Annotated in this window: 26 protein-coding genes; 8 read left to right on the top strand and 18 right to left on the bottom strand. The window is 71.1% G+C overall.

The genetic code is table 11. The features are described from left to right. Positions 1–26: 26 nt before the first annotated feature. The 3 genes from MOJ79_RS03115 to MOJ79_RS03105 are packed head-to-tail and all read left to right on the top strand — an operon-like array spanning position 27 to position 2,080. Complete coding sequence (locus MOJ79_RS03115) at positions 27–653, top strand: LemA family protein (protein WP_235823734.1); 627 nt, start codon at positions 27–29, stop codon at positions 651–653. Between the two features lie 13 nt (positions 654–666). After that, positions 667–1,572, top strand: coding sequence for a TPM domain-containing protein (locus tag MOJ79_RS03110; RefSeq protein WP_241922831.1), 906 nt, complete (start codon positions 667–669; stop codon positions 1,570–1,572). A gap of 1 nt (position 1,573) precedes the next feature. After that, a complete protein-coding gene (locus MOJ79_RS03105; RefSeq protein ID WP_241922830.1) occupies positions 1,574–2,080 on the top strand; it encodes a TPM domain-containing protein in 507 nt (168 codons plus the stop codon). On the opposite strand, the gene ppk2 is transcribed toward MOJ79_RS03105, so the two are convergent. From ppk2 to MOJ79_RS03050, 11 genes are all read right to left on the bottom strand, one after another. Then, positions 2,070–2,936 (bottom strand): polyphosphate kinase 2, encoded by an 867-nt coding sequence (gene ppk2, locus MOJ79_RS03100; RefSeq protein ID WP_241922829.1) that lies wholly within the window; start codon positions 2,934–2,936, stop codon positions 2,070–2,072. The two genes, MOJ79_RS03105 and ppk2, sit on opposite strands and share 11 nt — an antisense overlap. Next, positions 2,933–4,522 (bottom strand): acyl-CoA synthetase, encoded by a 1,590-nt coding sequence (locus MOJ79_RS03095; protein WP_241922828.1) that lies wholly within the window; start codon positions 4,520–4,522, stop codon positions 2,933–2,935. Before MOJ79_RS03095 ends, ppk2 begins: the two co-directional genes overlap by 4 nt. A gap of 203 nt (positions 4,523–4,725) precedes the next feature. Next, a complete protein-coding gene (locus tag MOJ79_RS03090) occupies positions 4,726–5,145 on the bottom strand; it encodes a F0F1 ATP synthase subunit epsilon (RefSeq protein WP_241922827.1) in 420 nt (139 codons plus the stop codon). A gap of 18 nt (positions 5,146–5,163) precedes the next feature. Further along, positions 5,164–6,564, bottom strand: coding sequence for a F0F1 ATP synthase subunit beta (gene atpD, locus MOJ79_RS03085; RefSeq protein ID WP_119290912.1), 1,401 nt, complete (start codon positions 6,562–6,564; stop codon positions 5,164–5,166). 43 nt (positions 6,565–6,607) lie between these two features. Beyond that, the gene (gene atpG / locus MOJ79_RS03080; RefSeq protein ID WP_241922826.1) at positions 6,608–7,495 is read right to left on the bottom strand and encodes a F0F1 ATP synthase subunit gamma; all 888 of its coding nucleotides are present in this window, start codon (positions 7,493–7,495) and stop codon (positions 6,608–6,610) included. Between the two features lie 38 nt (positions 7,496–7,533). Next, entirely contained in the window at positions 7,534–9,087 is a 1,554-nt protein-coding gene (atpA, locus tag MOJ79_RS03075) for a F0F1 ATP synthase subunit alpha (protein WP_241922825.1), read from the bottom strand. 39 nt (positions 9,088–9,126) lie between these two features. Continuing rightward, complete coding sequence (locus MOJ79_RS03070) at positions 9,127–9,663, bottom strand: F0F1 ATP synthase subunit delta (RefSeq protein WP_119290906.1); 537 nt, start codon at positions 9,661–9,663, stop codon at positions 9,127–9,129. 3 nt (positions 9,664–9,666) lie between these two features. Beyond that, complete coding sequence (locus MOJ79_RS03065; protein WP_119354829.1) at positions 9,667–10,137, bottom strand: F0F1 ATP synthase subunit B; 471 nt, start codon at positions 10,135–10,137, stop codon at positions 9,667–9,669. A 69-nt stretch (positions 10,138–10,206) separates the two neighbouring features. Then, positions 10,207–10,470, bottom strand: a complete 264-nt coding sequence (gene atpE / locus MOJ79_RS03060; protein ID WP_119290902.1) for a F0F1 ATP synthase subunit C — start codon at positions 10,468–10,470, stop codon at positions 10,207–10,209. 55 nt (positions 10,471–10,525) lie between these two features. Then, the gene (gene atpB, locus MOJ79_RS03055) at positions 10,526–11,383 is read right to left on the bottom strand and encodes a F0F1 ATP synthase subunit A (protein ID WP_241922824.1); all 858 of its coding nucleotides are present in this window, start codon (positions 11,381–11,383) and stop codon (positions 10,526–10,528) included. Between the two features lie 28 nt (positions 11,384–11,411). Beyond that, positions 11,412–11,903 carry an ATP synthase subunit I gene (locus tag MOJ79_RS03050; RefSeq protein ID WP_241922823.1) on the bottom strand — a complete coding sequence of 164 codons (492 nt, stop codon included), beginning with the start codon at positions 11,901–11,903 and terminating at the stop codon, positions 11,412–11,414. 208 nt (positions 11,904–12,111) lie between these two features. Between MOJ79_RS03050 and MOJ79_RS03045 the strand changes: the two genes are divergently transcribed. Then, entirely contained in the window at positions 12,112–14,256 is a 2,145-nt protein-coding gene (locus MOJ79_RS03045; protein WP_241922822.1) for a protein-disulfide reductase DsbD family protein, read from the top strand. A 47-nt stretch (positions 14,257–14,303) separates the two neighbouring features. Continuing rightward, positions 14,304–14,915 carry a thioredoxin family protein gene (locus MOJ79_RS03040; RefSeq protein ID WP_241922821.1) on the top strand — a complete coding sequence of 204 codons (612 nt, stop codon included), beginning with the start codon at positions 14,304–14,306 and terminating at the stop codon, positions 14,913–14,915. A gap of 31 nt (positions 14,916–14,946) precedes the next feature. Here the strand turns inward: MOJ79_RS03040 and MOJ79_RS03035 are convergent, their stop codons facing one another. Next, positions 14,947–15,528 carry an NnrU family protein gene (locus MOJ79_RS03035; RefSeq protein WP_241922820.1) on the bottom strand — a complete coding sequence of 194 codons (582 nt, stop codon included), beginning with the start codon at positions 15,526–15,528 and terminating at the stop codon, positions 14,947–14,949. A 110-nt stretch (positions 15,529–15,638) separates the two neighbouring features. On the opposite strand from MOJ79_RS03035, the gene MOJ79_RS03030 reads away from it, so the two are divergent. Next, complete coding sequence (locus MOJ79_RS03030; RefSeq protein ID WP_241922819.1) at positions 15,639–16,124, top strand: MaoC family dehydratase; 486 nt, start codon at positions 15,639–15,641, stop codon at positions 16,122–16,124. A 4-nt stretch (positions 16,125–16,128) separates the two neighbouring features. Here the strand turns inward: MOJ79_RS03030 and dtd are convergent, their stop codons facing one another. The 5 genes from dtd to tyrS all read right to left on the bottom strand — a co-directional run bounded on the left by dtd (position 16,129) and on the right by tyrS (position 20,815). Next, the gene (dtd, locus tag MOJ79_RS03025; RefSeq protein ID WP_241922818.1) at positions 16,129–16,572 is read right to left on the bottom strand and encodes a D-aminoacyl-tRNA deacylase; all 444 of its coding nucleotides are present in this window, start codon (positions 16,570–16,572) and stop codon (positions 16,129–16,131) included. A 7-nt stretch (positions 16,573–16,579) separates the two neighbouring features. Beyond that, the gene (locus MOJ79_RS03020) at positions 16,580–17,470 is read right to left on the bottom strand and encodes a cation diffusion facilitator family transporter (RefSeq protein WP_241922817.1); all 891 of its coding nucleotides are present in this window, start codon (positions 17,468–17,470) and stop codon (positions 16,580–16,582) included. Positions 17,471–17,515: 45 nt separating this feature from the next. Continuing rightward, positions 17,516–18,487 carry a lysylphosphatidylglycerol synthase transmembrane domain-containing protein gene (locus tag MOJ79_RS03015; RefSeq protein ID WP_241922816.1) on the bottom strand — a complete coding sequence of 324 codons (972 nt, stop codon included), beginning with the start codon at positions 18,485–18,487 and terminating at the stop codon, positions 17,516–17,518. Next, positions 18,484–19,473 carry a glycosyltransferase family 2 protein gene (locus MOJ79_RS03010; protein WP_241922815.1) on the bottom strand — a complete coding sequence of 330 codons (990 nt, stop codon included), beginning with the start codon at positions 19,471–19,473 and terminating at the stop codon, positions 18,484–18,486. Before MOJ79_RS03010 ends, MOJ79_RS03015 begins: the two co-directional genes overlap by 4 nt. A gap of 88 nt (positions 19,474–19,561) precedes the next feature. Next, on the bottom strand, positions 19,562–20,815 hold the full coding sequence (gene tyrS / locus MOJ79_RS03005) for a tyrosine--tRNA ligase (protein ID WP_241922814.1): 1,254 nt from the start codon (positions 20,813–20,815) through the stop codon (positions 19,562–19,564). 228 nt (positions 20,816–21,043) lie between these two features. Here tyrS and MOJ79_RS03000 point away from each other — a divergent pair, with 228 nt between their 5' ends. Further along, entirely contained in the window at positions 21,044–22,417 is a 1,374-nt protein-coding gene (locus tag MOJ79_RS03000) for a M23 family metallopeptidase (protein WP_442863092.1), read from the top strand. A gap of 19 nt (positions 22,418–22,436) precedes the next feature. Continuing rightward, positions 22,437–23,561: an anhydro-N-acetylmuramic acid kinase gene (locus MOJ79_RS02995; RefSeq protein ID WP_241922812.1), complete on the top strand. Its 1,125-nt coding sequence runs from the start codon at positions 22,437–22,439 to the stop codon at positions 23,559–23,561. A 48-nt stretch (positions 23,562–23,609) separates the two neighbouring features. Here MOJ79_RS02995 and erpA read toward each other — a convergent pair whose 3' ends face one another. Next, a complete protein-coding gene (gene erpA / locus MOJ79_RS02990; RefSeq protein ID WP_119289699.1) occupies positions 23,610–23,984 on the bottom strand; it encodes an iron-sulfur cluster insertion protein ErpA in 375 nt (124 codons plus the stop codon). Positions 23,985–24,055 lie beyond the last annotated feature (71 nt).

Below are 24,055 nucleotides of genomic sequence, written 5' to 3'. Positions count from 1 at the left end.
GCCGGCCTCGCCGAAGGAGGACGATGATGACGATGTGGACCCGACGCGTGGCGCTGGCCGCCGCCGCCGCGCTGTCGCTGCTGCTGGCCGGCTGCGGCTACAACGAATTCCAGCGCCTCGACGAAGAAGTCAAGGCCAGCTGGTCCGAGGTGCTGAACCAGTACCAGCGCCGCGCCGACCTGATCCCGAACATCGTCGCCACCGTCAAGGGCGAGGCCGACTTCGAGCAGACGACGCTGACGCAGGTCATCGAGGCGCGCGCGAAGGCGACCTCGATCCAGGTCACGCCCGAGACGCTGAACAACCCCGAGGCGTTCAACCGCTTCCAGCAGGCGCAGGGCGAGCTCGGCAGCGCGCTGTCGCGCCTGATGGCGGTCGCCGAGAACTACCCGAACCTGAAGGCCAACCAGGCGTTCCAGGACCTGCGCGTGCAGCTCGAGGGCACCGAGAACCGCATCACGGTGGCGCGCAACCAGTACATCCGGGCCGTGCAGCGGTACAACGTGCTGCGGCGCAGCTTCCCGACCAACCTCACGGCGATGATCTTCGGCTACGACGTCAAGCCCAACTTCACGGTCGCCAACGAGGCGCAGATCAGCACGCCGCCGACGGTCGACTTCAGCCGCCCGGCGGCACCCGCGGCGAGCCGCTGAACGGCCGCCGGCGATGAACGCGCGGGGCGCGCTCGCGACGCTGCTGCTGGCGTTCGCCGCCGCGCTCGCGTTCGCGCAGGACCTGCGGCCGGTGCCGCCGCTGACGGCGCGCGTGATCGACCAGACCGGCACGCTCGCCGACGCGCAGCGCGCCGCGCTCGAGGCCAAGCTCGCCGCCTTCGAGGCCGAGGCGGGACCGCAGATCGTCGTGCTGATGGTGCCCACCACCGCGCCGGAGGACATCGCCGCGTACGCGTGGCGTGTGGCCGACACCTGGAAGATCGGCCGGCGCGACGTCGGCGACGGGCTGCTCGTCGTCATCGCGAAGAACGACCGCCGCGTGCGCATCGAGGTCGCGCGCGCGCTCGAAGGCGCCGTGCCCGACCTCGCGGCGCGCCAGATCATCGACCGCGCGATGGTGCCGGCGTTTCGCGCCGGCGACTTCGCCGGCGGCATCGACGCGGCGCTCGACCTGCTGATCGCGCGCATCCGAGGCGAGAAGCTGCCGGCGCCGCAGCGCGCCGCGGCCCGCGAGCGCGGACCCGACTGGGAGCAGATCGCGATCTTCTTCTTCGCCGTCGTGCCCATCGTCAGCACCGTGCTGACGGGCATCCTCGGTCGCGGGCTCGGCACGCTGGCCAGCGGCGCGGTGGTGGGAGCGCTGGGCTGGGTGATCACCGGCAGCGTCGTGCTCGCGGTCGCGGCGGCGGCGGTCGCGGTCGTGCTCGTCGCGGTGTTCGGCGTCGGTGCCGCGGCCCGGCGCATCAGCGGCCGGCGCAGTCCGTGGCCGCCGCCGACGCCGGGCGGCCCCTGGGGCGGTGGCTGGGGCGGCCACGGGGGCGGCTTCGGCGGGGGCGGCGGCTTCGGCTCGGGCGGTGGCGGCAGCTTCGGCGGCGGCGGCGCCTCGGGAGGGTGGTGAGATGCGGCGCCTCGGCCGTCTTTGGCGCCACCGGTGGCTCGACGCCGGCGACGCGCTGCGCCTCCTCGGCGCCGACGGCGTCGAGCGGCTGCAGGCACGCATCCGCGCCAGCGAAGCCCAGCACAGCGGCGAGATCCGCGTGTGCGTCGAAGCCGGCCTGCCGCTGTCGTACCTGTGGCGCGACGCGTCGCCGCGCGAGCGTGCCGTCGCGCTGTTCGGCAAGCTGCGCGTGTGGGACACCGAGGCCAACAACGGCGTGCTGATCTACCTGCTGCTGGCCGACCATGCGATCGAGATCGTCGCCGACCGCGGCGTCGACCGCCGCGTGCCGCCCGGGCACTGGCAGCGCGTGGTCGAGGCGATGGGCGAGGCCTTCCGCGCGGGGCGCTTCGAGGACGGGCTCGCGCAGGCGATCGATGCCGTGCACGAGGTGCTGCTCGCGCACTACGCGCTGCCGGCAGGCGAGCGCAACGTCAACGAGCTGCCCGACACCGTCGTCATCCTCTGACGCGTGCGTCGAGCGGCGGCCACGGCGGGATCGGCTTGAGCGGCCCGTCGAAGCGCTCCTTCAGCGGCTGGCCCGGCAGCGGCGGGAACTCGACCGTCTGCGCCGGCACGTCGTGGTCGGGCAGACTGTCGAGCAGGTGGCGGATCAGCGTCAGCCGCCCATGGCGCTGGTCGTTGAAGTCGACCAGCGTCCACGGCGCATGCGGCTTGTGCGTCGCGGCGAGCATCGCGTCGCGCGCGCGCCCGTACTCGGCGTACTTCGTGCGCGCCTCGAGGTCGATCGGGCTGAGCTTCCAGCGCTTGAGCGGGTCCGCGAGGCGCTCGGCGAAGCGCGCCTCCTGCTGCGCCTGATCGACGGTGAGCCAGTACTTGCGCAGCACGATGCCGTCGTCGGCGAGCAGCTTCTCGAACACCGGCGCCTGCTTCAGGAAGGCCGCGGTCTGCGCCGGCGTGCAAAAGCCCATCACCGCCTCGACGCCGGCGCGGTTGTACCAGCTGCGGTCGAACAGCACGATCTCGCCGGCCGACGGCAGGTGCGCGACGTAGCGCTGGAAGTACCACTGCGTGCGTTCGGCCTCGCTTGGCTTGGGCAGCGCGACGACGCGACAGCGCCGCGGGTTCAGCTTGGCCGAGATCGCGCTGATGACGCCGCCCTTGCCGGCCGTGTCGCGACCCTCGACGACGACGACGAGCCGCCGCCCGGTGTGCTCGAGCCAGCGGTGCAGCTGCGCGAGCTCGACCTGCAGCGCCTCGAGGCGCTCGGCGTACTCGGCCTTCGAGATCCTCGAGGCGTTGCCGTCGGCCGCCGGCGCGCGGTCACCTTGGTCCTTCGCGCCCTTCTTCTTGCCCTTCGTCATCCCCGGTCTCCCGGCGCGGTGGCGAACAGCGCCTCGAAGCGCTGGCGCAGCTCGCGCTTGAGCAGCTTGCCGCTCGGGTTCTTCGGCAGCGCGTCGACGAACACGACGCGCTTGGGCACCTTGAACGGCGCCAGGTGCTCGGCGCAGTGCGCGAGCACCGCCGCCTCGTCGAGCGACTGGCCGGACTTGACGACGACGATGGCGACGACGGCCTCGACCCAGCGCGGGTGCGGCGCGCCGATCACCGCCACCTCGCTGACCGGCGCGAGCTTGTAGATCGCCTCCTCGACCTCGCGGCTGGCGACGTTCTCGCCGCCGGTCTTGATCATGTCCTTCTTGCGGTCGACGATCGTGATGTACCCCTCGTCGTCGATCGTCGCGAGATCGCCCGAGTGGAACCAGCCGCCTTCGAACGCGGCGGCGGTGCGCTCGTCGTCGTGGAAGTAGCCGAGCAGCAGCTGCGGGCTGCGGTGCACCACCTCGCCGACCGTGCGGCCGTCGCGCGGCACGTCGCACATCGCATCGTCGACGACGCGCGTCTCGACGTTGAGCACCGCGCGCCCGCACGAGCCGGGCTTGCGCAGCTGGTCGTCGGGGCCGAGCATCGTCGCCAGCGGCGCGATCTCGGTCTGGCCGTACAGGTTCCACAGGCGCAGGCCCGGCAGCCGCCGCAGGATCTCCTTCATGACCTCGACCGGCATGATCGACGCGCCGTAATAGCCCTTGGCGAGGCTCGACAGGTCGGTGGCGTCGAACGCCGGCGAGCGCAGCAGCCCGATCCACACCGTCGGCGGCGCGAAGAACGACGTGATGCGGTGGCGCTCGATCAGTGACAGCAGGTGGTCGGGCACCGGCTTGCCGGTGATGACGTTGCTCGCGCCGACGTAGATCGCGGGGCCGAAGAACACGTCGAGCTGCGCGCAGTGGTACAGCGGCAGCGCGTGCAGCAGCAAGTCGTCGGCGGCGATCGCGGCATCGACCACGCAGCTGACGTACTGCCACATCACGGCGTCGTGCGTGAGCATCGCGCCCTTGGGCAGGCTCTCGGTGCCGCTGGTGTAGACGATCTGCGCGAGGTCGCTGCCCGCGAGCGCCACCTGCGGCGGCGCCGCGGTGCACGCGGCGAGTTCGTCGAACGACAGCAGCCCGGGCACCGGCGCGCTGCCGTCCTCGTCGGGCAGCCAGACCAGCCGCTCGACGACGGGGGCCAGCGTCGCGGCCTCGCGCGCCAGCGGCGCGAAGCCGGTGTCGGTGGCCAGCAGCCGCACGCCGGCGTGGCGCAGGATGTACGCCGCCTCTTCGGCCTTGAGCATGAAGTTGACCGGCACCAGCACCGCGCCCAGCCGCGCGAGCGCGAAGCGCATCGCAGCGAACGCGTGCGAGTTGCGCGCCAGCACCGCGACGCGGTCACCGCGTGCGATGCCGTGCTGCGCGAGCCCGGCGGCGAGCCGGTCGCAGAGCGCGTCGAACTCGCGGTAGGTCCAGCGCACGTCGCCGCAGGCGATCGCGAGTTTGTGCGGGTGGCGCGCGGCGCTGCGGTGCAGCAGGTCGCCGAGCGTGTGTCGTCGGATCAGGGCGGTGTCCATCGGCCGCAGCGTAGCCGCGCGGCGGTGCCAGCCGCCTCGGGACCGACCCGCACGCGAAGTGCGGCAGCGCTGGGCGGCGTGGGAGGGCACCCGCGCAGCGCACGGCTGGGGCGGACAGCCCCTGGACGAAATGCGGCCACAAGCGACGAGGCCCTGCGAACCGGCGCGGCTCGCAGGGCCCCTTGGCGCGATCGCGCGCCGCCCTACTTCTTGCGGAACTTGCGGATCGCGGCGATCTGCGCCGCCATCGCGGCGAATTCGCTCTGCGCCTTCGCGAAGTCGATGTCGCTCTTGGCGTTCTTCATCGCGTCCTCGGCCAGCTTCTTGGCCTCGTTGGCCTTGGCCTCGTCGAGGTCGCGGCCGCGGATCGCCGTGTCGGCGAGGACCGTCACGCGGTTGGGCTGCACCTCGAGGATGCCGCCGGCGACGAAGACGAACTCCTCCTCGCCATTGTCGGCACGCTCGATGCGCACCGCACCGGGGCGGATGCGCGTGATCAGCGGTGTGTGGCGCGGCAGGATGCCGAGTTCACCGGCCTCGCCGGGCAGCGCGACGAACTTCGCCGCGCCCGAGAAGATCTGCTCCTCGGCGCTGACGACGTCGACCTGGATCGTGTGGGCCATCGGGCGTCCTTCCGCCGCTTACTGCAGCTTCTTGGCTTTTTCGAACGCGTCGTCGATCGTGCCGACCATGTAGAAGGCCTGCTCGGGCAGCGCGTCGCACTCGCCGTTGACGATCATCTTGAAGCCGCGGATCGTCTCCTTCAGCGGCACGTACTTGCCCGGGCTGCCGGTGAAGACCTCGGCGACGTGGAACGGCTGCGACAGGAAGCGCTGGATCTTGCGCGCGCGCGCCACCGCGAGCTTGTCCTCCGGCGAGAGTTCGTCCATGCCCAGGATCGCGATGATGTCGCGCAGCTCCTTGTAGCGCTGCAGCACGGCCTGCACCGCGCGCGTCGTGTTGTAGTGCTCTTCGCCGACGACGTTCGGGTCGACCTGGCGGCTGGTCGAGTCGAGCGGGTCGACCGCGGGGTAGATACCCAGCGCCGCGATGTCGCGGCTGAGCACGACGGTGGCATCCAGGTGCGCGAAGGTGGTGGCCGGCGACGGGTCGGTCAGGTCGTCGGCGGGCACGTAGACGGCCTGGATCGACGTGATCGAGCCGACCTTGGTCGACGTGATGCGCTCCTGCAGGCGGCCCATCTCTTCCGCGAGCGTCGGCTGGTAGCCCACCGCCGACGGCATGCGGCCCAGCAGCGCCGACACCTCGGTGCCGGCAAGCGTGTAGCGGTAGATGTTGTCGACGAAGAACAGCACGTCGCGGCCCTCGTCGCGGAACGCCTCGGCCATCGTCAGGCCCGTCAGCGCGACGCGCAGGCGGTTGCCCGGCGGCTCGTTCATCTGGCCGTAGACCATCGCGACCTTCGACTGGCTCAGGTCCTCGCTGACGACGACCTTCGACTCCATCATCTCGTGATAGAAGTCGTTGCCCTCGCGGGTGCGCTCACCGACGCCGGCGAACACCGACAGGCCCGAGTGCGCCTTCGCGATGTTGTTGATGAGCTCCATCATGTTGACGGTCTTGCCGACGCCGGCGCCGCCGAACAGGCCGACCTTGCCGCCCTTGGCGAACGGGCAGATCAGGTCGATGACCTTGATGCCGGTCTCGAGCAGCTCGGTCGACGGGCTCAGCTCGTCGTAGGCCGGCGCCTTGCGGTGGATCGAGGCCGTCTGCGTCTGGTCGACCGGCCCGCGCTCGTCGATCGGGTTGCCGAGCACGTCCATGATGCGGCCCAGCGTGGCCTTGCCCACCGGCACCGTGATCGGATGGCCGGTGTTGACGACCACCATGCCGCGGCGCAGGCCCTCGGACGAGCCCAGTGCGATGGTGCGCACGACGCCGTCGCCGAGCTGCTGCTGGACTTCCAGCGTCAGCGCCGAGCCTTCCATCTTCAGCGCATCGTAGACCTTGGGCATCTGGTCGCGCGGGAATTCGACGTCGACCACCGCGCCGATGCACTGGACGATCTTGCCTTGTGCCATGTCGTGTTCCTTCAATCAGTCAATCTGTTCGCAGCCGTGACGGTCAGCCGCTGATCGCCGCGGCCCCGCCGACGATCTCGGACAGTTCCTTCGTGATCGCCGCCTGGCGCGTCTTGTTGTAGATCAGCTTCAGCTCGTTGATCAGGTTGCCGGCGTTGTCGGTCGCGGCCTTCATCGCCACCATGCGCGCGCTCTGCTCGCTGGCCATGTTCTCGGCCACCGCCTGATAGACGAGCGCCTCGATGTAGCGCGTCAGCAGCTCGTCGATCACGCTGGGCGCGTCGGGCTCGTAGAGGTAGTCCCAGGCGTGGTCCTTCTTCTCGGCATCAGTCTGCTGCAGCCGGTCGGCGCCCAGCGGCAGCAGCGCCTCGACCATCGGCTCCTGCTTCATCGTGTTGATGAACTTCGTGTAGCACAGGTACACCGCGTCGAGCTGCCCGGCGACGAAGGCGTCGAGCATCACCTTGACCGGGCCGATCAGCTTCTCGAGGTGCGGCGCGTCGCCGAGCTGCACCGCCTGGCTGACCACCTTGGCGCCGATGCGGTTCAGGAAGCCGAGGCCCTTGTTGCCGATCGCCACCGCCTGCACGCTCGCGCCGGCGCTCTGCACCTCGCGCATCTTGGCGGTCACGGCGCGCAAGATGTTGGTGTTCAGGCCGCCGCACAGGCCCTTGTCGGTCGTGACGACGATGAAGCCCACCGCCTTCGGCGCCCCCTCGACCTGCCGCATGTAGGGCGAGCGGTACTCGGGGTTGGCCTGCGACAGGTTGGTCGTGATGACGCGGATCTTGTCGCTGTACGGACGCGCCTGGCGCATGCGCTCCTGCGCCTTGCGCATCTTCGACGCGGCGACCATCTCCATCGCCTTCGTGATCTTCTTCGTGTTCTCGACCGACTTGATCTTGCCGCGGATTTCCTTACCCACCGCCATGACGGTTCTCCTTTCGCAAAGGTGTCGTCAGGGCGGGCTCAGGCAAACGACTTCTTGAACGCGACGATCGCGGCGGTCAGCTCTTCCTCGGCGGCCTTGTCCATCGCCTTCTCGGTCTCGAGCTTCTGCAGCAACGCGGCGTGGCTGGACTTCAGGTGCTGGTGCAGGCCACTCTCGAACGCGAGCACCTTCTTGACGTCGACGTCGTCGAGGAAGCCCTTGTTGACCGCGAACAGCGACGCGGCCATCAGCGAGATCGGCAGCGGCGAGTACTGCGGCTGCTTGAGCAGCTCGGTCACGCGCGCACCACGGTCGAGCTGCTTCTTCGTCGCCGCGTCGAGGTCCGAGGCGAACTGCGCGAACGCGGCGAGCTCACGGTACTGCGCGAGGTCGGTACGGATGCCGCCCGACAGGCTCTTGATCAGCTTGGTCTGCGCGGCACCACCGACGCGCGACACCGAGATGCCGGCGTTGATCGCAGGGCGGATGCCGGCGTTGAACAGGTTGGTCTCGAGGAAGATCTGGCCGTCGGTGATCGAGATCACGTTGGTCGGCACGAACGCCGAGACGTCGCCGGCCTGCGTCTCGATGACCGGCAGCGCGGTCAGCGAGCCGGTCTTGCCCTTGACCGCGCCGTTGGTGAACTTCTCGACGTAGTCGGCGTTGACGCGCGCGGCGCGCTCGAGCAGGCGCGAGTGCAGGTAGAAGACGTCGCCGGGGAACGCCTCGCGGCCCGGCGGGCGGCGCAGCAGCAGCGAGACCTGGCGGTAGGCGACGGCCTGCTTGGACAGGTCGTCGTAGATGATCAGCGCATCCTGGCCGCGGTCACGGAAGTACTCGCCCATCGTGCAGCCCGAGTACGCCGAGACGTACTGCATCGCGGCCGATTCGGAGGCCGACGCGGCGACGACGATCGTGTAGTCCATCGCGCCGTGCTGCTCGAGCGCGCGCACCACGTTCTTGATCGAGCTGGCCTTCTGCCCGATCGCGACGTAGATGCAGACCATGTCCTGGCCCTTCTGGTTGATGATCGTGTCGATCGCCACCGCGGTCTTGCCGGTCTGGCGGTCGCCGATGATCAGTTCGCGCTGGCCACGGCCGATCGGCACCATCGAGTCGATCGACTTCAGGCCGGTCTGCACCGGCTGCGACACGCTCTGCCGCGCGATGACGCCCGGCGCGACCTTCTCGATGACGTCGGTCATCTTCGCGTTGATCGGGCCCTTGCCGTCGATCGGCTGGCCGAGCGCGTTGACGACGCGGCCGATCAGCTCGGGGCCGACCGGCACCTCGAGGATGCGGCCCGTGCACTTGACGGTGTCGCCCTCGGAGATGTGCTCGTACTCGCCCAGGATCACCGCGCCGACCGAGTCACGCTCGAGGTTCAGCGCCAGGCCGAAGGTCGGCGTGCCGTCCTTGGTCGGGGGGAACTCGAGCATCTCGCCCTGCATCGCCTCCGACAGGCCGTGGATGCGGCAGATGCCGTCGGTCACCGACACCACGGTGCCCTGGTTGCGGATGTCCGTCGTGGCGCCGAGGCCCTCGATGCGGCTCTTGATCAGTTCCGAGATCTCTGCGGGATTCAGTTGCATGGGGGTGCTCCCTGGGGGACCGACGCCGGAGGCGATGCCTCAGGCCGTCAGAGCCACCTTCATTTGTTCCAGACGGGCCTTCACCGAGGTGTCGAGCACCTCGTCGCCGACGACGACGCGGATGCCGCCGATCAGCGACGGGTCGAGCTCGACCTTCGGGTTGAGCTTGCGCGCGAAGCGCTTCTCGAGCGTCGCGACGACGTCGGCGAGCAGCGCCGGCTCGATCGGGTAGGCGCTGTAGATCAGCGCGTCCGACACGCCGCTGCGCGCGTTGACGAGCGCGCGGAACTGCGTGGCGATCTCGCCCATCGCGGCCAGGCGCCCGTTGTCGATCACGGTGCGCAGCAGGTTCTTCGCGGCGTCGCCGAGCCACGGCTCCTTGACCAGCGAGACGATGACGTCGAACACCTGCTCGGGACGCACCTTCGGGTCGTCGGCGAACTCGCGCAGGCGCGGGTGCGCAGCCACGGCGGCGATCGCTGCGACCTGGTCGGCCACCGCGGCGGCATCGGCCGGCGGCACCGCCTTGAACAGCGCCTCGGCGTACGGGCGGGCGATGGTAGCGAGCTCAGCCATGGCTCACAGCTCGGCCTTCAGCCGGCCCAGCAAGTCGGCGTGCACGCTGGCGTTGATCTCGCGCTTGAGGATCTGCTCGGCGCCCTTGACGGCAAGCGTCGCGACGTCCTCGCGCAGCGCCTCGCGGGCCTTGACGGCCTCCTGCTCGGCCTCGGCCTTCGCGGCAGCGATGATCTTGGCCGCTTCGGCGGACGCGCGGCTCTTGGCTTCCTCGATCATCGACTGCGCCAGGCGCTCGGCGTCGGCCAGGCGCTTGGCGGCATCGTCGCGCGCGGCGGCGAGCTGCTCCTCGACACGCTTGTTCGCGAGCGCGAGTTCGGACTTCGCCTTGTCGGCGGCGGACAGGCCTTCGGCGACTTTCTGCGCCCGCTCGTCGAGCGCCTTGACGATCGGCGGCCAGACGAACTTCATCGTGAACCAGACCAGGATCAGGAACACGATCATCTGGGCGATGAGGGTAGCGTTGATGCTCACTTCAGGGCCTCAATCGGTGATGACGGTGGCGGCGCGGCACGCACGGCGCGCCGGATCGCGGTCGGGCAATTACTTCGGCAGGTTGGCGATCTGGCCGAGGAACGGGTTGGCGGTGGCGAACCACAGCGCGATACCGGTACCGATGATGAACGCCGCGTCGATCAGGCCGGCGAGCAGGAACATCTTGGTCTGCAGTTCGCCCATCAGCTCGGGCTGGCGCGCGGCCGATTCGAGGTACTTGCTGCCCATGATGCCGATGCCGATGCAGGCACCGACGGCGCCCAGACCGATGATCAGGCCGGCGGCGATGGCGACGAAGCTGATGACTTCCATGATGACTCCCAGTCAGTAGGTTTCGGGTTGGAGGGGAAACGGAAAGCGAAACGACTCAGTGCGCGTCGTGAGCCTGGCCGACGTAGACCAGCGTCAGCATCATGAACACGAACGCCTGCAGCGTGATGATCAGGATGTGGAAGATCGCCCACACGCTGCCCGCGATGATGTGGCCGATCATCAGCCCGATGCCGGTGCCCGACAGCGACCAGGCGCCACCCATCAGCGCGATGAGGATGAAGATGAGCTCGCCGGCGTAGAGGTTGCCGAACAGACGCATCCCGTGCGAGACGGTCTTCGCGACGAACTCGATGATCTGCATCGCGAAGTTGACCGGCCACAGCAGGAAATGGTTGCCGAACGGCGCCGTGAACAGCTCGTGCACCCAGCCGCCCAGCCCCTTGATCTTGATGTTGTAGTACAGGCAGATCAGCAGCACGGTGACCGACAGGCCCATCGTGATCGACAGGTCGGCCGTGGGCACGACGCGCATGTAGTCCTTCATGCCGAGCGCCGGCCCGGCGACGTGCCAGATCTGCGGGATCAGGTCGACGGGGAGCAGGTCCATGAAGTTCATCATGAAGACCCACAGGAACACCGTCAGCGCCAGCGGGCCGACGAACTTGCGGCTGGTGGCGTTGTGCACGATGCCCTTGGCCTGCGTGTCGACCATCTCGACGAGGAACTCGACGGCAGCCTGGAAGCGCCCCGGCACACCCGAGGTCACCTTGCGCGCGGCCAGCCACAGCACCAGGCACACGAGCACGCCCAGCGTGACCGAGAAGAACAGCGAGTCGAGGTTGAGGTACGAGAAGTCGACCGGCGTCGACTGCGGCGGGTACTTGTTCTGCAGGTGCACCAGGTGGTGCTGAACGTATTCGCCCGGAGTGGGCGCGTTTGCGCTGGCAGCCATCGTCTAAGCCCGTTGCGTCGCGTCGTCGTCAGCGGCGGCGCCACAGCAGCGCCACCCAGTACACCTTGAGGCACACCACCAGGCCCACCAGCAACGCCGGCCAGCTCAGTGGCTGCACGATCCGAGAAGCCAGCATCAGCATGGCCACCGAGACCCCGATTTTCACGAACTCCCACAACATGAAGCTGACGGCACCGCCGCCCGGCGACATGCTGGAAAGCTGGCTGGTCATGCCGCGCGCCATCAAGGCCCCCGGCACCACCACGACCGCCGCGCCGTACAGCGCGGACCAGCCGATCGCCGCTTCACCGGTGATGGCCACGCCAAGCGCCGCCACCGCCAGCCCGATCACGATCTGCACCGCGACCACCCGCCACGGCGATACCGGCGGGTTTTTCTCCCTCAATGCCGCGGCCTGCTCCCGCGTCAAGGGCGCGAAGCCGACATCCGCCGCTTCGCTCTCGTCGTCGACCCAGACGTCTCGCCGATCGGGCCGTTTGCCTGATGGCCGCTCGGACATCGGAGCCTCTGTCGAATCCACCCTTGCGCCCGTTCTCAGGCAGCAAAGCCAATCGATTATAGGAGCAAACCCGCCGCCTTCCGCGGTGCGTGCGTCGGCGCTGTCGCGCGCAGCGGCTTTGTGCCGTCGCCGCGTACCCCGGCCGCAGCCGCTGCCGATAATCCCGCGCATCGCCGGAACCCGCGGCGCCTCGCGCCTTCGAAGCCGCATGATTCTCTTGCGCCGCCTGCTGCTCGCCGCCCTCGCCGCGGTCGCGCCGGCGCTGGCCATCGCGCTGACGACGCAGCCCGCCGTCGTCGTGACGGAACAGGTGCGCGCCGAACTGCTCGCGCACGCCCCCGAAGGCGTCGCGCCGGGCAAGCCGCTGTGGCTCGGCCTCGCGATCGACCACGCGCCGCACTGGCACACCTACTGGAAGAACCCGGGCGACTCGGGGCTGCCGACGACACTTGAGTGGACGCTGCCGCCGGGCTTCGTCGCCGGCGACATCGAGTGGCCGACGCCCCAGAAGCTGCCGGTGGGCCCGCTGATGAACTTCGGCCACGAAGGCCGCCTGCTGCTGCCGGTGCGCGTGAAGGTGCCCGACGGTTTCAGCGGCGCGACGTTGCCGGTGCGGCTGCGCGCCGACTGGCTGGTGTGCAAGGACGTGTGCATCCCCGAGGGCGGGGACTTCGCGCTCGAGATCCCGGCGCAGGCCGCGACGTCGACGCACGCGGCGCGGTTCGAGGCGGCGCTGGCGCAACGCCCGCAGCCGGTCGAGGCGCAGGCACGCGCGCGCGTCGAAGGCGGCGCGCTCGTCGTCACCGCCGCGGCGCTGCCCGAGGCGCTGCGCGGCCGCGATCTCGACTTCTTTCCCGAACTGCCGGGCGTGATCGACAACGCCGCGCGCACCGCGCAGCGCTGGATCGACGGCACGTGGGAAATGCGCATCCCGCTGTCGGCGCAGCGCAGCGAGTCGCCGCAGCGCATGGTCGCCGTGCTCGCGGCGCCGGGTGGCGGCGCAGGCGTGCAGATCGCGTTCGAGGTCGCCGGCCCATGGCCGCCGCCGGGCAGTGTGCCGCTGGCCGCCGCGCCCACGCCGGCGCCGCAGGCCGCGCCCGCAGCGCCCCCCGCATCAAAGGCAGCGCCCGGTTTCGTGCTCGCGCTGCTGCTGGCCATCGTCGGCGGCTCGCTGCTCAACCTGATGCCGTGCGTGTTCCCGGTGCTGTCGCTGAAGGTCATGGGCTTCGCCGCGCACGCGCACGAGCGCCGCGCGCTGCTGACCGGCGGACTGGCCTACACCGCCGGCGTCGTCGTCTCGTTCGTCGCGCTCGCCGCGTTGCTGCTCGTGCTGCGCGCCGGCGGCGAGCAGCTCGGCTGGGGCTTCCAGCTGCAGTCGCCGGCCTTCGTCACCGCGCTGGCGCTGCTGTTCACGCTGATCGGGCTGAACCTGGCCGGCGTGTTCGAGTTCGGCTCGGTGCTGCCGGGCAACCTGGCGGCGCTGCGTGCGCGCCACCCGATCGCCGACTCGGCGCTGACCGGTGTGCTCGCGGTGGCGGTCGCGTCGCCGTGCACGGCGCCGTTCATGGGCGCGTCGCTCGGCGTCGCGGCGACGCTGCCGGCGCCGCAGGCGCTCGCGATCTTCGCCGCGCTCGGCCTGGGCATGGCGCTGCCCTACCTCGCGGCCAGCGCATGGCCGGCGCTGGCGCACGCACTGCCGCGGCCGGGTCCGTGGATGGCTCGCTTCAAGGCGCTGATGGCGTTCCCGATGTTCGCCACCGTCGTGTGGCTGCTGTGGGTGCTGGGCCAGCAGGTCGGCATCGACGGCGCGGCCGGCGTGCTCGGCCTGCTGGTGGCGGCGGCGTTCGTCGCATGGGCGCTCGGCACGCCGGGGATGGGTCGCGGTGCGCGCGCCGGCTTCGGCGCGGTGGCCGTCGCGGTGCTCGCGCTGACGCTCGCATGGGCGCTGCCGGCGCTGCGCGAGACACCGCCCGCGGCTGCCGCGGCACCGAGCGAAGAACGCTGGCAGCCGTGGAGCGCCGAGCGCGTGGCCGAGCTCAACGCGCAGGGCCGCGCCGTGTTCGTCGACTTCACGGCGGCGTGGTGCGTGACCTGCCAGTTCAACAAGCGCACCGTGCTCGGCGACCCCGTCGTGCTCGCCGACTTCGAGCTCCACCGCATCGCGCTGATGCGCGCCGACTGGACGCGACGCGACGCGGCGATCACCGCCGAACTCGCGCGGCTCGGCCGCAACGGCGTGCCGGTCTATGCGATCTACCGGCCGGGCGGCGCGGCGCCGCAGCTGCTCAGCGAGCTGCTGTCGGTGCAGGAGGTGCGCTCGGCGATCGCCGCGACCAAAGTCGCGGGCCCGTAGCCGACCGGTTCGCGCCGCCGCTCCCGCCTGCTGTCAAGGAGACGTCGATGATCGCGAGAACCCTCCGAGCCGCTGCCGCGACGGTCGTGCTGGGCGCCACCGCCGCCGTGGCGGCCACCGTCGGCCAGCCGGCGCCGGCCTTCACGGCGCAGGACGTGCACGGCAGGACGGTCTCGCTGGCCGACTTCAAGGGCACACCGGTGGTGCTCGAGTGGATCAACCCCGGCTGCCCGTTCGTGCGCAAGCACTACGACAGCGCGAACATGCAGGCCACACAGAAGGAGGCGCTGGCCAAGGGCGCGGTGTGGCTCGCGATCAACTCGACGGCCACGACGTCGCGCGACCACCTCTCGCCCGCCGCGATGGCGCAATGGATGCAGCAGCAGGGCGCGGCCACGACGGCGACGCTGATGGACACCGACGGGCGCATCGGCCGCGCCTACGGCGCGCGCGTGACGCCGCACATGTACGTCATCGACGCGCACGGCACGCTCGTCTACGCCGGCGCGATCGACAGCATCCCGAGTGCGCGCGCGAGCGACATCGCCAGGGCGACGAACCACGTCCGGCAGGCGCTCGCCGAAGTCGTCGCCGGCCAGCCGGTGTCGACGCCGACGACGCAGCCCTACGGCTGCACGATCAAGTACGCCGACGGCTGAGCACCGCGCCCGGCCGCCGGCGCGCGCAGGCTCAGCGCCCGAACGGCGCCACGCCGATCCACGCGGCGTGCAGCCAGAACGCGAACAGCGCCCACGCCGCGACGCCCACCGCCACCGTCGCCGCGGTGCCGGCCAGCGTGCCGGCGGGGTAGACGGTGCCGGCGGCGCGGTCGCGCTGGCGCGCCGCGCGAAAGTCGAGCACGGCCCAGACGAGGAAGCCGCCGAACAGCAGCACGTCGGCCAGCGTGCCGTTGGCCAGCAGGTGCGCGAAGGCCCACACCTTGACCGACAGCACCATCGGATGCTTCAGCCGCGCCTTGATGCCGTTGCGCGGCACGTAGGCGGCCGAGAGCATCACGAACGCGATCAGCGTCAGCAGGCTCGCGACGTGGCGCATCGCCAGCGGTGGCGTCCACAGCACGACGGGCGACTGCCGCGCCAGCCCGTAGCCCCAGACGATCAGCACGAAACCGGCCAGCGCGACCAGCGAGTACACGCCCTTCCAGACGCCGGGGCCGACGCGTGCGATCGTCGCGGTGCGCCAGCCCTCGGCGACGATGCGCACCGAATGCGTGCCGAGGAACAGCACGAGGCCGAGGATCAGGATCGTCATGGGGTCGCCGGGTCGCGGAAGACGGGCGCGATTCTCGCCGCGATCGCGCCCGAGCGGCGCACTGCGGCTATGCTCGCCGCGCACCGCCCCCGACCCCGCAGGAGCCCCGCTTGAACGCCACGCCGCCACGCCCGATCCGCTACTGGTGGGAGGACTTCCCGGTTGGCAGCGTGCGCGAGTTCGGCGGCTTCGTCGTCACGCGCGAGGCGGTGATCGCGTTCGCGCGCGACTTCGACCCGCAGCCGTTCCACCTCGACGACGAAGCCGCCGCCGCGTCGCTGTTCGGCCGCCTGGCGGCCAGCGGGTGGCACACCTGCGCGCTGACGATGCGCATGATGTGCGACGCCTACCTGCTCGACTCGGCCAGCCTCGGTTCGCCGGGCATCGACGAGCTGCGCTGGCTCAAGCCGGTCTACCCCGGCGACACGCTGCACGTGCGCATGGAGGTGCTCGACGCCCGCCCGATGAACAGCCGCCCCGACGTCGGCCTCGTGCGCTGCCGCTGGGAGACGCTCAACCAGACGGGCGAGCTCGTGCTGACGATGCAGGGCTGGGGCATGTTCCGCCGCCGCCCCGCCGACGTGGCCACCGCCTGAGCCGTCAGCCGCGCACCGTCAGCGGGACCGTCACCGGCCCGTCGTTGACGAGGTGCACCTGCATCGATGCGCCGAAGCGCCCGGCCTCGACGCACGGGTGTGCTGCGCGCGCGAATTCGAGCACGCGCTCGTACAGCGCGCGGCCGCGCTCGGGCGGCGCGGCGCCGGCGAAGCTCGGACGGTTGCCGCCCGAGGTGTCGGCCGCGAGCGTGAACTGGCTGACGATCAGCAGCGCGCCGCCAACGTCGCGCACGCTGCGGTTCATGCGCCCGGTGTCGTCGCTGAAGATGCGCAGCTTGAGCAGCTTGTCGACCAGCTTGCGCGCCTGTGCGTCGGTGTCGCTCGGCTCGGCGCAGACGAACACGAGCAGGCCGGGCCCGATCGCGCCGACGGTCTCGCCGGCCACGACGACGCGCGCCTCGCCGACCCGCTGCACGAGCGCCAGCATCGCCGCGTCAGAGCAGGTCGCGCGCGTCGTCGAAGTGCGCCTCGACGTCGCTGGGCAGCAGCTGGATCGTCGCGCGCAGCCCCGGCACCGCACTCATCAGCGCCTGCTCGACCGAGGTGCGCAGTGCAGCCGCGCGGCCGAGCGACCAGCCGGCGGGCATGTGCATGTGCAGGTCGACGAAGCGGCGCTGACCGGCGCGGCGCGTGACGACGTGGTCGAAGCGGATCGTCGGGTGCGCGAAGCCGGCGAGGACCTGGTCGATCTGCACGCGCACCTCGGGCTCGAGCGCGCGGTCCATCAGCCCGTCGGCCGAGCTGCGGATCAGCGACACCCCTTCGCGCGCGATGTTGGCCGCCACCGCGATCGCGATGACCGGGTCGAGCCACAGCCAGTCGGTGACCGTGACGGCGGCGAGGCCGACGACGACGCCGACCGAGGTCCACACGTCGGTCATCAGGTGACGCGCGTCGCCCTCGAGCGCCATCGAGCGGTGCTCGCGCGCCTTGCGCAGCATCGCCCACGCGAGCGCGCCATTGAACGCCGAGGCGAGCAGCGACAGACCCAGCCCCCAGCCGAGCTGCTCGAGCGGCTGCGGCGCCCACAACCGCTCGACGGCGGTCACGATGATCGCCAGCGCGGCGGCGAGGATCAGCACCCCCTCGAAGCCACTGGAGAAGTATTCCGCCTTGTGGTGGCCGTACGGGTGGTCCTCGTCGGGAGGTGCCGCCGCGAGCGTGACCATCAGCAGCGCGAAGCTCGCGCCGGCCAGGTTGACGAGCGATTCGAGCGCATCGGACAGCAGACCGACCGAGTCGGTGATCCACCACGCCCCGGCCTTGAGCGCGATCGTCGCCACCGCGACGGCGACCGACAGCTTCAGATAGGTGCTGACCTGCATGACGATGCGATTGTCGGTGCACGGCCGCGGGCCCGCTGCGCCGCGTCAAAGCCACCGGTCGGTCGAGCCGGCCAGCGCGACCACCGCGACGACCGCCTGCACCAGCGCCGCGACGCCATAGAGCATCGCCACGGCGACGGCCTGCGACGCGCCGACGCCAAAAGCGGCCAGCGCGACCACCGCCGCCGCCTCGCGCGTGCCCCAGCCGCCAAAGCTCACCGGCAGCGCTGCGAACAGGAACACGGGCACCGCGGCGACGGCCCAGGCCCAGTACGGCAGCGCGACGCCGACGGCGGCCCCCGCGCACGCCAGCGTGCCCACCGACAGCACCTGCACCGCCGCCGAGCCAAGCACCTGCCAGCCGTACTGCGCCACCGCCCCGCGGCGATGCGCCAGCAGCACGAGCCGCTCGTGCCAGCGCGCCGCGGCCACCTCGCCGCCCGGCGGGGCGGCACCGCGGCGCCACGCGACGAGCACCGCCAGCGGCACCAGCAACGCAAGCACGGCGAGCGCGGCAAAAGCCCACGGCCCGATGGCGACGAGGGCGCCGGCGCCGAGCCGGCCGAGCGCGGCCGCGGCGCCCTCGCCGGCCAGTGCGAACGCGGCGGCGAGCGCCCCGACGACGATCAGCACCCACAGCCCGCCGACGCGGTCGAACAGCACCGACAGCCCCGCCTCGAGCATCGGCAGGCCGCGCCGCGCGAGCGCGTGCGCACGGTAGACGTCGCCGCCGACGACGGCGCCGGGCAGCACGGCGTTGATCGCGACGCCGCGGAAATACATCGCGAGCGCCCAGCGCGCGCCGACGCGCGCACCCAGCCAGCGCGCCAGCGCCCACCAGCGCAAGCCCGACGCGACGTTGGCCGCCACCGCCGACAGCAGCCCGAGCGCGAGCCAGGCCGCGTCGGCGCCGCGCAGCAGCTGCCACAGCGCGCGCGGGTCGGTCCACCACAGCAGCGCTGCGAGCAGCAGCGCCGCCACCGTGATGCGCGCCGCGGCGCGCGCGCGCCGACTCAACCGGCCTCCCCGGCCTCCGCACCCGCCGGTCGTGGCGGCGCCGCGTCGTCGCCTGCGGCCGGCGCACGCACGTGGTACTGCGGCCGTCCCTGCCCTTCGTGGTAGACGCGCATCAACATCTCGCCGGTCAGGCCGGCGACGACGAGCTGCGCGCCGATGAGGATCAGCATCACGGCGGCGATCAACAGCGGGCGCCCGCCGATCGACTCGCCGCCGATCTTCAGCGCGAGCAGGTACGCGAGGATCAGCACGCCCGGCGTCGCCAGCCACAGGCCGAGCCCGCCGAACGCGTGCAGCGGGCGCTGGCGGTAGCGCATGAAGAAGACGATCAGCACGAGGTCGAGGATCACGCGGAACGTGCGGTCGATGCCGTACTTGCTCTGGCCGCGCGTGCGCGGGTGGTGGCGCACCGGCATCTCGGCGATGCGCGCGCCGGCGTCGCGCGCCAGCGACGGGATGAAGCGGTGCAGCTCGCCGTACAGGCGGATGCGGTCGATGATCGGGCGCCGGTAGGCCTTCAGCGCACAGCCGTAGTCGTGCAGGTGCACGCCGGTCGCGCGCGAGATCAGGCGGTTGGCGATCAGGCTCGGCAGCCGGCGCGAGATCGCCGCGTCCTGGCGCTCGCGCCGCCAGCCCGAGACCATGTCGACCGCCGGGTCGGTCTCGAGGCGCTGCAGCAGCAGCGGGATGTCGAACGGCTCGTTCTGCAGGTCGGCGTCGAGCGTGACGACGTAGCGCCCGCGCACGCGGTCGAAGCCGGCCTGCAGCGCGCTCGACTGGCCGTAGTTGCGCGCCAGGATCACGGGCCGCAGCCACGGGTACTGCGGCACCAGCCGCTCGAGCAGGTCGGCGCTGCCGTCGGTCGAGCCGTCGTCGACGGCGATCAGCTCGAACGTGAAGCCGCTGCCGGCCATCGCGTCGCCGATGCGCGCGACGAGGTCGGGCAGGTTCTCGACTTCGTTGTAGACCGGCACGACGATCGACACGTCCGGCGGCGCCGCGACGCCGCTCGCGCGGGGCGTGGCGGTCGCAGGCGACGGCGCTCGGGTGGCCGCGACGGACACCGCGGCCCCCTCAGGCGAGCGTGACACGCGCGAACTTGCGCTTGCCGACCTGTACGACGAAGGTGCCGACGCCGAGCTTGAGGGCCTTGTCGCTGACGACGCTGCCGTCGATGCGCACGCCGCCGCCGTCGATCAGGCGCATCGCCTCGCTCGTCGACGGCGCCAGGCCGGCCTGCTTGAGCAGCGCCCCGATCGGCAGCGGCGCCCCGGTCAGCGACACCTCGGGGATCTCGTCGGGGATGCCGCCGCGCGCGCGCAGCTCGAAGTCGGCCTGCGCGGCGTCGGCCGCCGCGGCACCGTGGAAGCGCGCCGTGATCTCGCGCGCGAGCAGCACCTTGGCGTCCTTCGGGTTGCGCCCGGCGTCGACCTCGGCCTTGAGCCGGGCGATCTCGGCCTCGCTGCGAAAGCTCAGCAGCGTGTAGTAACGCCACATCAGCGTGTCGTTGATCGACAGCAGCTTGGCGAACATCGTCGCTGCAGGCTCCGTGATGCCGATGTAGTTGCCCTTGCTCTTGGACATCTTCTCGACGCCGTCGAGCCCCTCGAGCAGCGGCATCGTCAGGATGCACTGCGGCTCCTGGCCGTATTCCTGCTGCAGCGTGCGGCCGACGAGCAGGTTGAACTTCTGGTCGGTGCCGCCGAGCTCGAGGTCGCTCCTCAGCGCCACCGAGTCGTAGCCCTGCATCAGCGGGTACAGCAGCTCGTGCACGCTGATCGGCACCCCGCTCTTGAACCGCTTGCTGAAGTCGTCGCGCTCGAGCATGCGCGCGAGCGTGTACTTGGCGGCGAGCTGGATCATGCCGCGCGCGCCGAGCGCGTCGCTCCACTCGGAGTTGTAGCGGATCTCGGTCTTCGCCGGGTCGAGCACCAGACTGGCCTGCGCGTAGTAGGTCTGCGCGTTGGCCTCGATCTGTTCGCGCGTCAGCGGCGGGCGCGTCGTGTTGCGCCCCGACGGGTCGCCGATCGTCGACGTGAAGTCGCCGATCAGGAAGATCACCTCGTGCCCCAGGTCCTGCAGCTGGCGCATCTTGTTGAGCACGACGGTGTGGCCAAGGTGGATGTCGGGCGCCGTCGGGTCCAGGCCCAGCTTGATGCGCAGCGGCTGCCCGGTGGCCTCGGCACGGGCGAGCTTGGCCAGCCACTCGTCCTCGGGCAACAGTTCCTCGCAACCGCGACGCGTGATCGCCAGCGCCTCACGCGTGCGATCGGTCACCGGGTAGACCGGTTTCCCGGGATGCGAAACGGCCGTCACAGCTGCAGACATGGCGAAAGATCAAATCACAGAACCGGCCTCAACTGCCGCGTTGCGCGGACGATCACGCTGGCTATACTTCGCGGCGGCCAATTTGGCCGTCATCAATAAAAACAACCGCAGCGACGTTCGGCGGGTCCGCGATTCTATCGGGCACCCGTGCGAGCACGATCGAAGCCACGGCCGTGCCGGGCTCGAGAAGATCAACAAGCGACGGGCCGAGGCGGCCCCTCCTGGCACGTGGAACCGTTGGGCTGGTTGAACCAGGCCGCCGAGAGTGGCCAACGATTCGTCACCCGCCATCACCGCGGCGTCGTCATTGGCGTGACGGTGGCGCTGGTTGGCTTTGCCGCGACGGCGTTCGGCATCGCGCCGCTGGCGCCCGACGCCAACGACCTGCCGCGGCGGGTGATCTCCGAGGCGATCGAGCCGCTGCCGCTGGAGGCGCAGCTGGAAGCGCTGGCGGCGCACTCGCTCGAGCTGTCGCGCAGCCAGATCACGCGCACGGGCGACACGACCGACAGCCTGCTGCAGCGCCTGGGCGTCAGCGACGCCGACGCCGCCGCCTTCCTGCGCCGCGACGCGGTGGCGCGCCGCGTCGTCGAGGGCCGGCCGGGCAAACTGGTCAGTGCCGTGGCGCGCGACGACGGCTCGCTGGTCGAGCTGGTGGCGCGCTACCCGGCCGAAGGCGAACGCGCGGCAACGCACTTCTCGCGCCTGACGGTGCAGCGCCAGGGCGACACGTGGCAGACGCGGCTCGAGACGGTGCCGCTCGAGACGCAGGTGCGCGTGGGCAGCGGCACGATCCGCTCATCGCTGTTCGCGGCCACCGACGAGGCCGGCATCCCGGATCCGGTCGCGATCCAGATCGCCGAGGTGTTCTCGGCCGACATCGACTTCCACCGTGAGCTGCGCCGCGGCGACACGTTCAGCGTCGTCTACGAGACGCTGACCGCCGACGGCGAACCCATCGTCTGGAACCAGGGCACCGGCCGCGTGCTGGCCGCCGAGTTCGTCAACGCCGGGCGTACGCACCAGGCGCTGTGGTACCGCGGCCGCGATGGGCGCGGTGGCTACTACGGCTTCGATGGCCAGAGCAAGCGCCGCACGTTCCTCGCCAGCCCGCTCGAATTCTCGCGCGTGACCTCGGGCTTCGCGATGCGCATGCACCCGATCCTGCAGCAGATGCGTGCGCACAAGGGCGTGGACTACGGTGCACCCACCGGCACGCCGGTGCGCGTCGTCGGCGACGGCATCGTCGAATTCGCCGGCTGGCAGAACGGCTACGGCAACGTCGTGATCGTGCGCCACAGCAACAACCGCACGACGCTGTACGCGCACCTGAGCCGCATCGACGTCAAGCGCGGCGAGCGTGTGGCCCAAGGGCGGCACATCGGCGCCGTCGGCGCCACCGGCTGGGCCACCGGCCCGCACCTGCACTTCGAGTTCCACGTCAATGGCCAGCACGAGGACCCGCTGCGCATCGCGCGCTCGTCGGAGCCCGTCGTGCTGCCGGCGGCCGAGCGTGCCGCCTTCGAGCAGCAGGCCCGCATCGCGGCGGCCAAACTCGACGCCGCACGCGCCACGGTCAGCGCGGCATTGACGCGCGATTGAGCGGCCCACCGCCGCCGCGATGCCGCTGTACGTCGGTCTGATGTCGGGCACCTCGCTCGACGGGCTCGACGCCGTGCTGACGCGGATCGACGACACACCGGCTGGGTTGGCGCTGACGGTGCACGCCCACCACCACAGCGCGTTCGACGACGGCCTGCGCGCCGAGCTGCTGGCACTGAACCGGCGCGGCGACGACGAGCTGCACCGTGCCGCCGTCGCGACGCGTCGTCTCGTCGCGCTGGCCGCCACCGCCGTGCGCCAGCTGCTCGCGCATGCCGGCGTTCGCGCGGCCGAAGTCCGCGCGATCGGCTCGCACGGGCAAACCGTGCGGCACCGGCCGCCCGCTGCCGACGTCGCCGTGCCCTACACGATCCAGCTCGACGATGGGGCCTGGCTCGCCGAACACACCGGCATCGACGTCGTCTGCGACTTCCGCCGCCGCGACCTCGCCGCCGGCGGCCAGGGCGCGCCGCTGGTGCCCGCGTTCCACGCCGCCTGCTTCGCGCGGCCGGGCCACGCGGTCGCGGTGCTCAACATCGGCGGCATCGCCAACCTGACGCTGCTCGGCGCGGGCGGCGAGGTCGCCGGTTTCGACTGCGGCCCCGGCAACGTCCTGCTCGACCTGTGGTGCGAGCGTCACACCGGCCGCCGCTACGACGAAGACGGCCGTTGGGCCGCGGGCGGACGCGTGAACGCCGCCCTGCTGGCCGCGCTGCTCGCCGAGCCCTACTTCGCGCTGCCACCGCCGAAGACGACCGGCCGCGACCTGTTCCATGTCGAGTGGCTCGACGCGCGCTTGCAGCCGTTCAAGACCCTGCCTGCGGCCGACGTCCAGGCCACGCTGGTCGCCCTGACCGCGGCGGCCGCCAGCGACGCGCTGCGCCGCCACGCCCCCGCCACCGAGCGGCTCATCGTCTGCGGCGGCGGTGCGCGCAATCACGCCCTGATGACGGCGCTGGCCGCGCATTCTCCGCGCGTCGAGGTCGTGACCAGTGCCGCCGTCGGGCTCGACCCGATGCACGTCGAGGCGGCGGCGTTCGCTTGGCTCGCCCACGCGCACCTCGAGCGGCAGCCCGGCAACCGCTGCGAGGTCACCGGCGCGTGCGGCCCGCGCGTGCTCGGTGCGCTCTATCCGGCGCGCTGAAAGCACGACGGCCGCCCGCAGGCGGCCGTCGGCGCAATCAGGTGACGGTCAGACCGAGAACGACGAGCCGCAGCCGCAGGTCGTCGTGGCGTTCGGGTTCTTGATGACGAACTGGGCGCCTTGCAGGTCTTCCTTGTAGTCGATCTCGGCACCGACCAAGTACTGCAGGCTCATCGCGTCGATCAGCAGCGTGACGCCGTTCTTCGTCATCTGCGTGTCGTCTTCGTTGACGACTTCGTCGAATGTGAAACCGTACTGGAATCCCGAGCAGCCGCCGCCTTGCACGAACACGCGCAGCTTCAGGTCGGGGTTGCCCTCTTCGTCGACGAGCTGCTTGACCTTGTCGGCCGCGCTGTCGGTGAACAGCAGCGGGGCCGGCATCTCACCCGCGACGTCGGACTTCGGTTCGGCGACAGCACTCATGTGGCATCCCTCGGTGACATCAACTCGATATTGGGGCCGCGGCCCGCGGTTTTCAACCGCGTCCATTCGGA

This window comes from Calidifontimicrobium sp. SYSU G02091 (assembly GCF_022631395.1).
Lineage (GTDB): Bacteria > Pseudomonadota > Gammaproteobacteria > Burkholderiales > Burkholderiaceae_C > Calidifontimicrobium > Calidifontimicrobium sediminis.
Note: the sequence above shows the minus strand (reverse complement) of the source record. Positions and strands in the feature narration are given on the sequence as shown.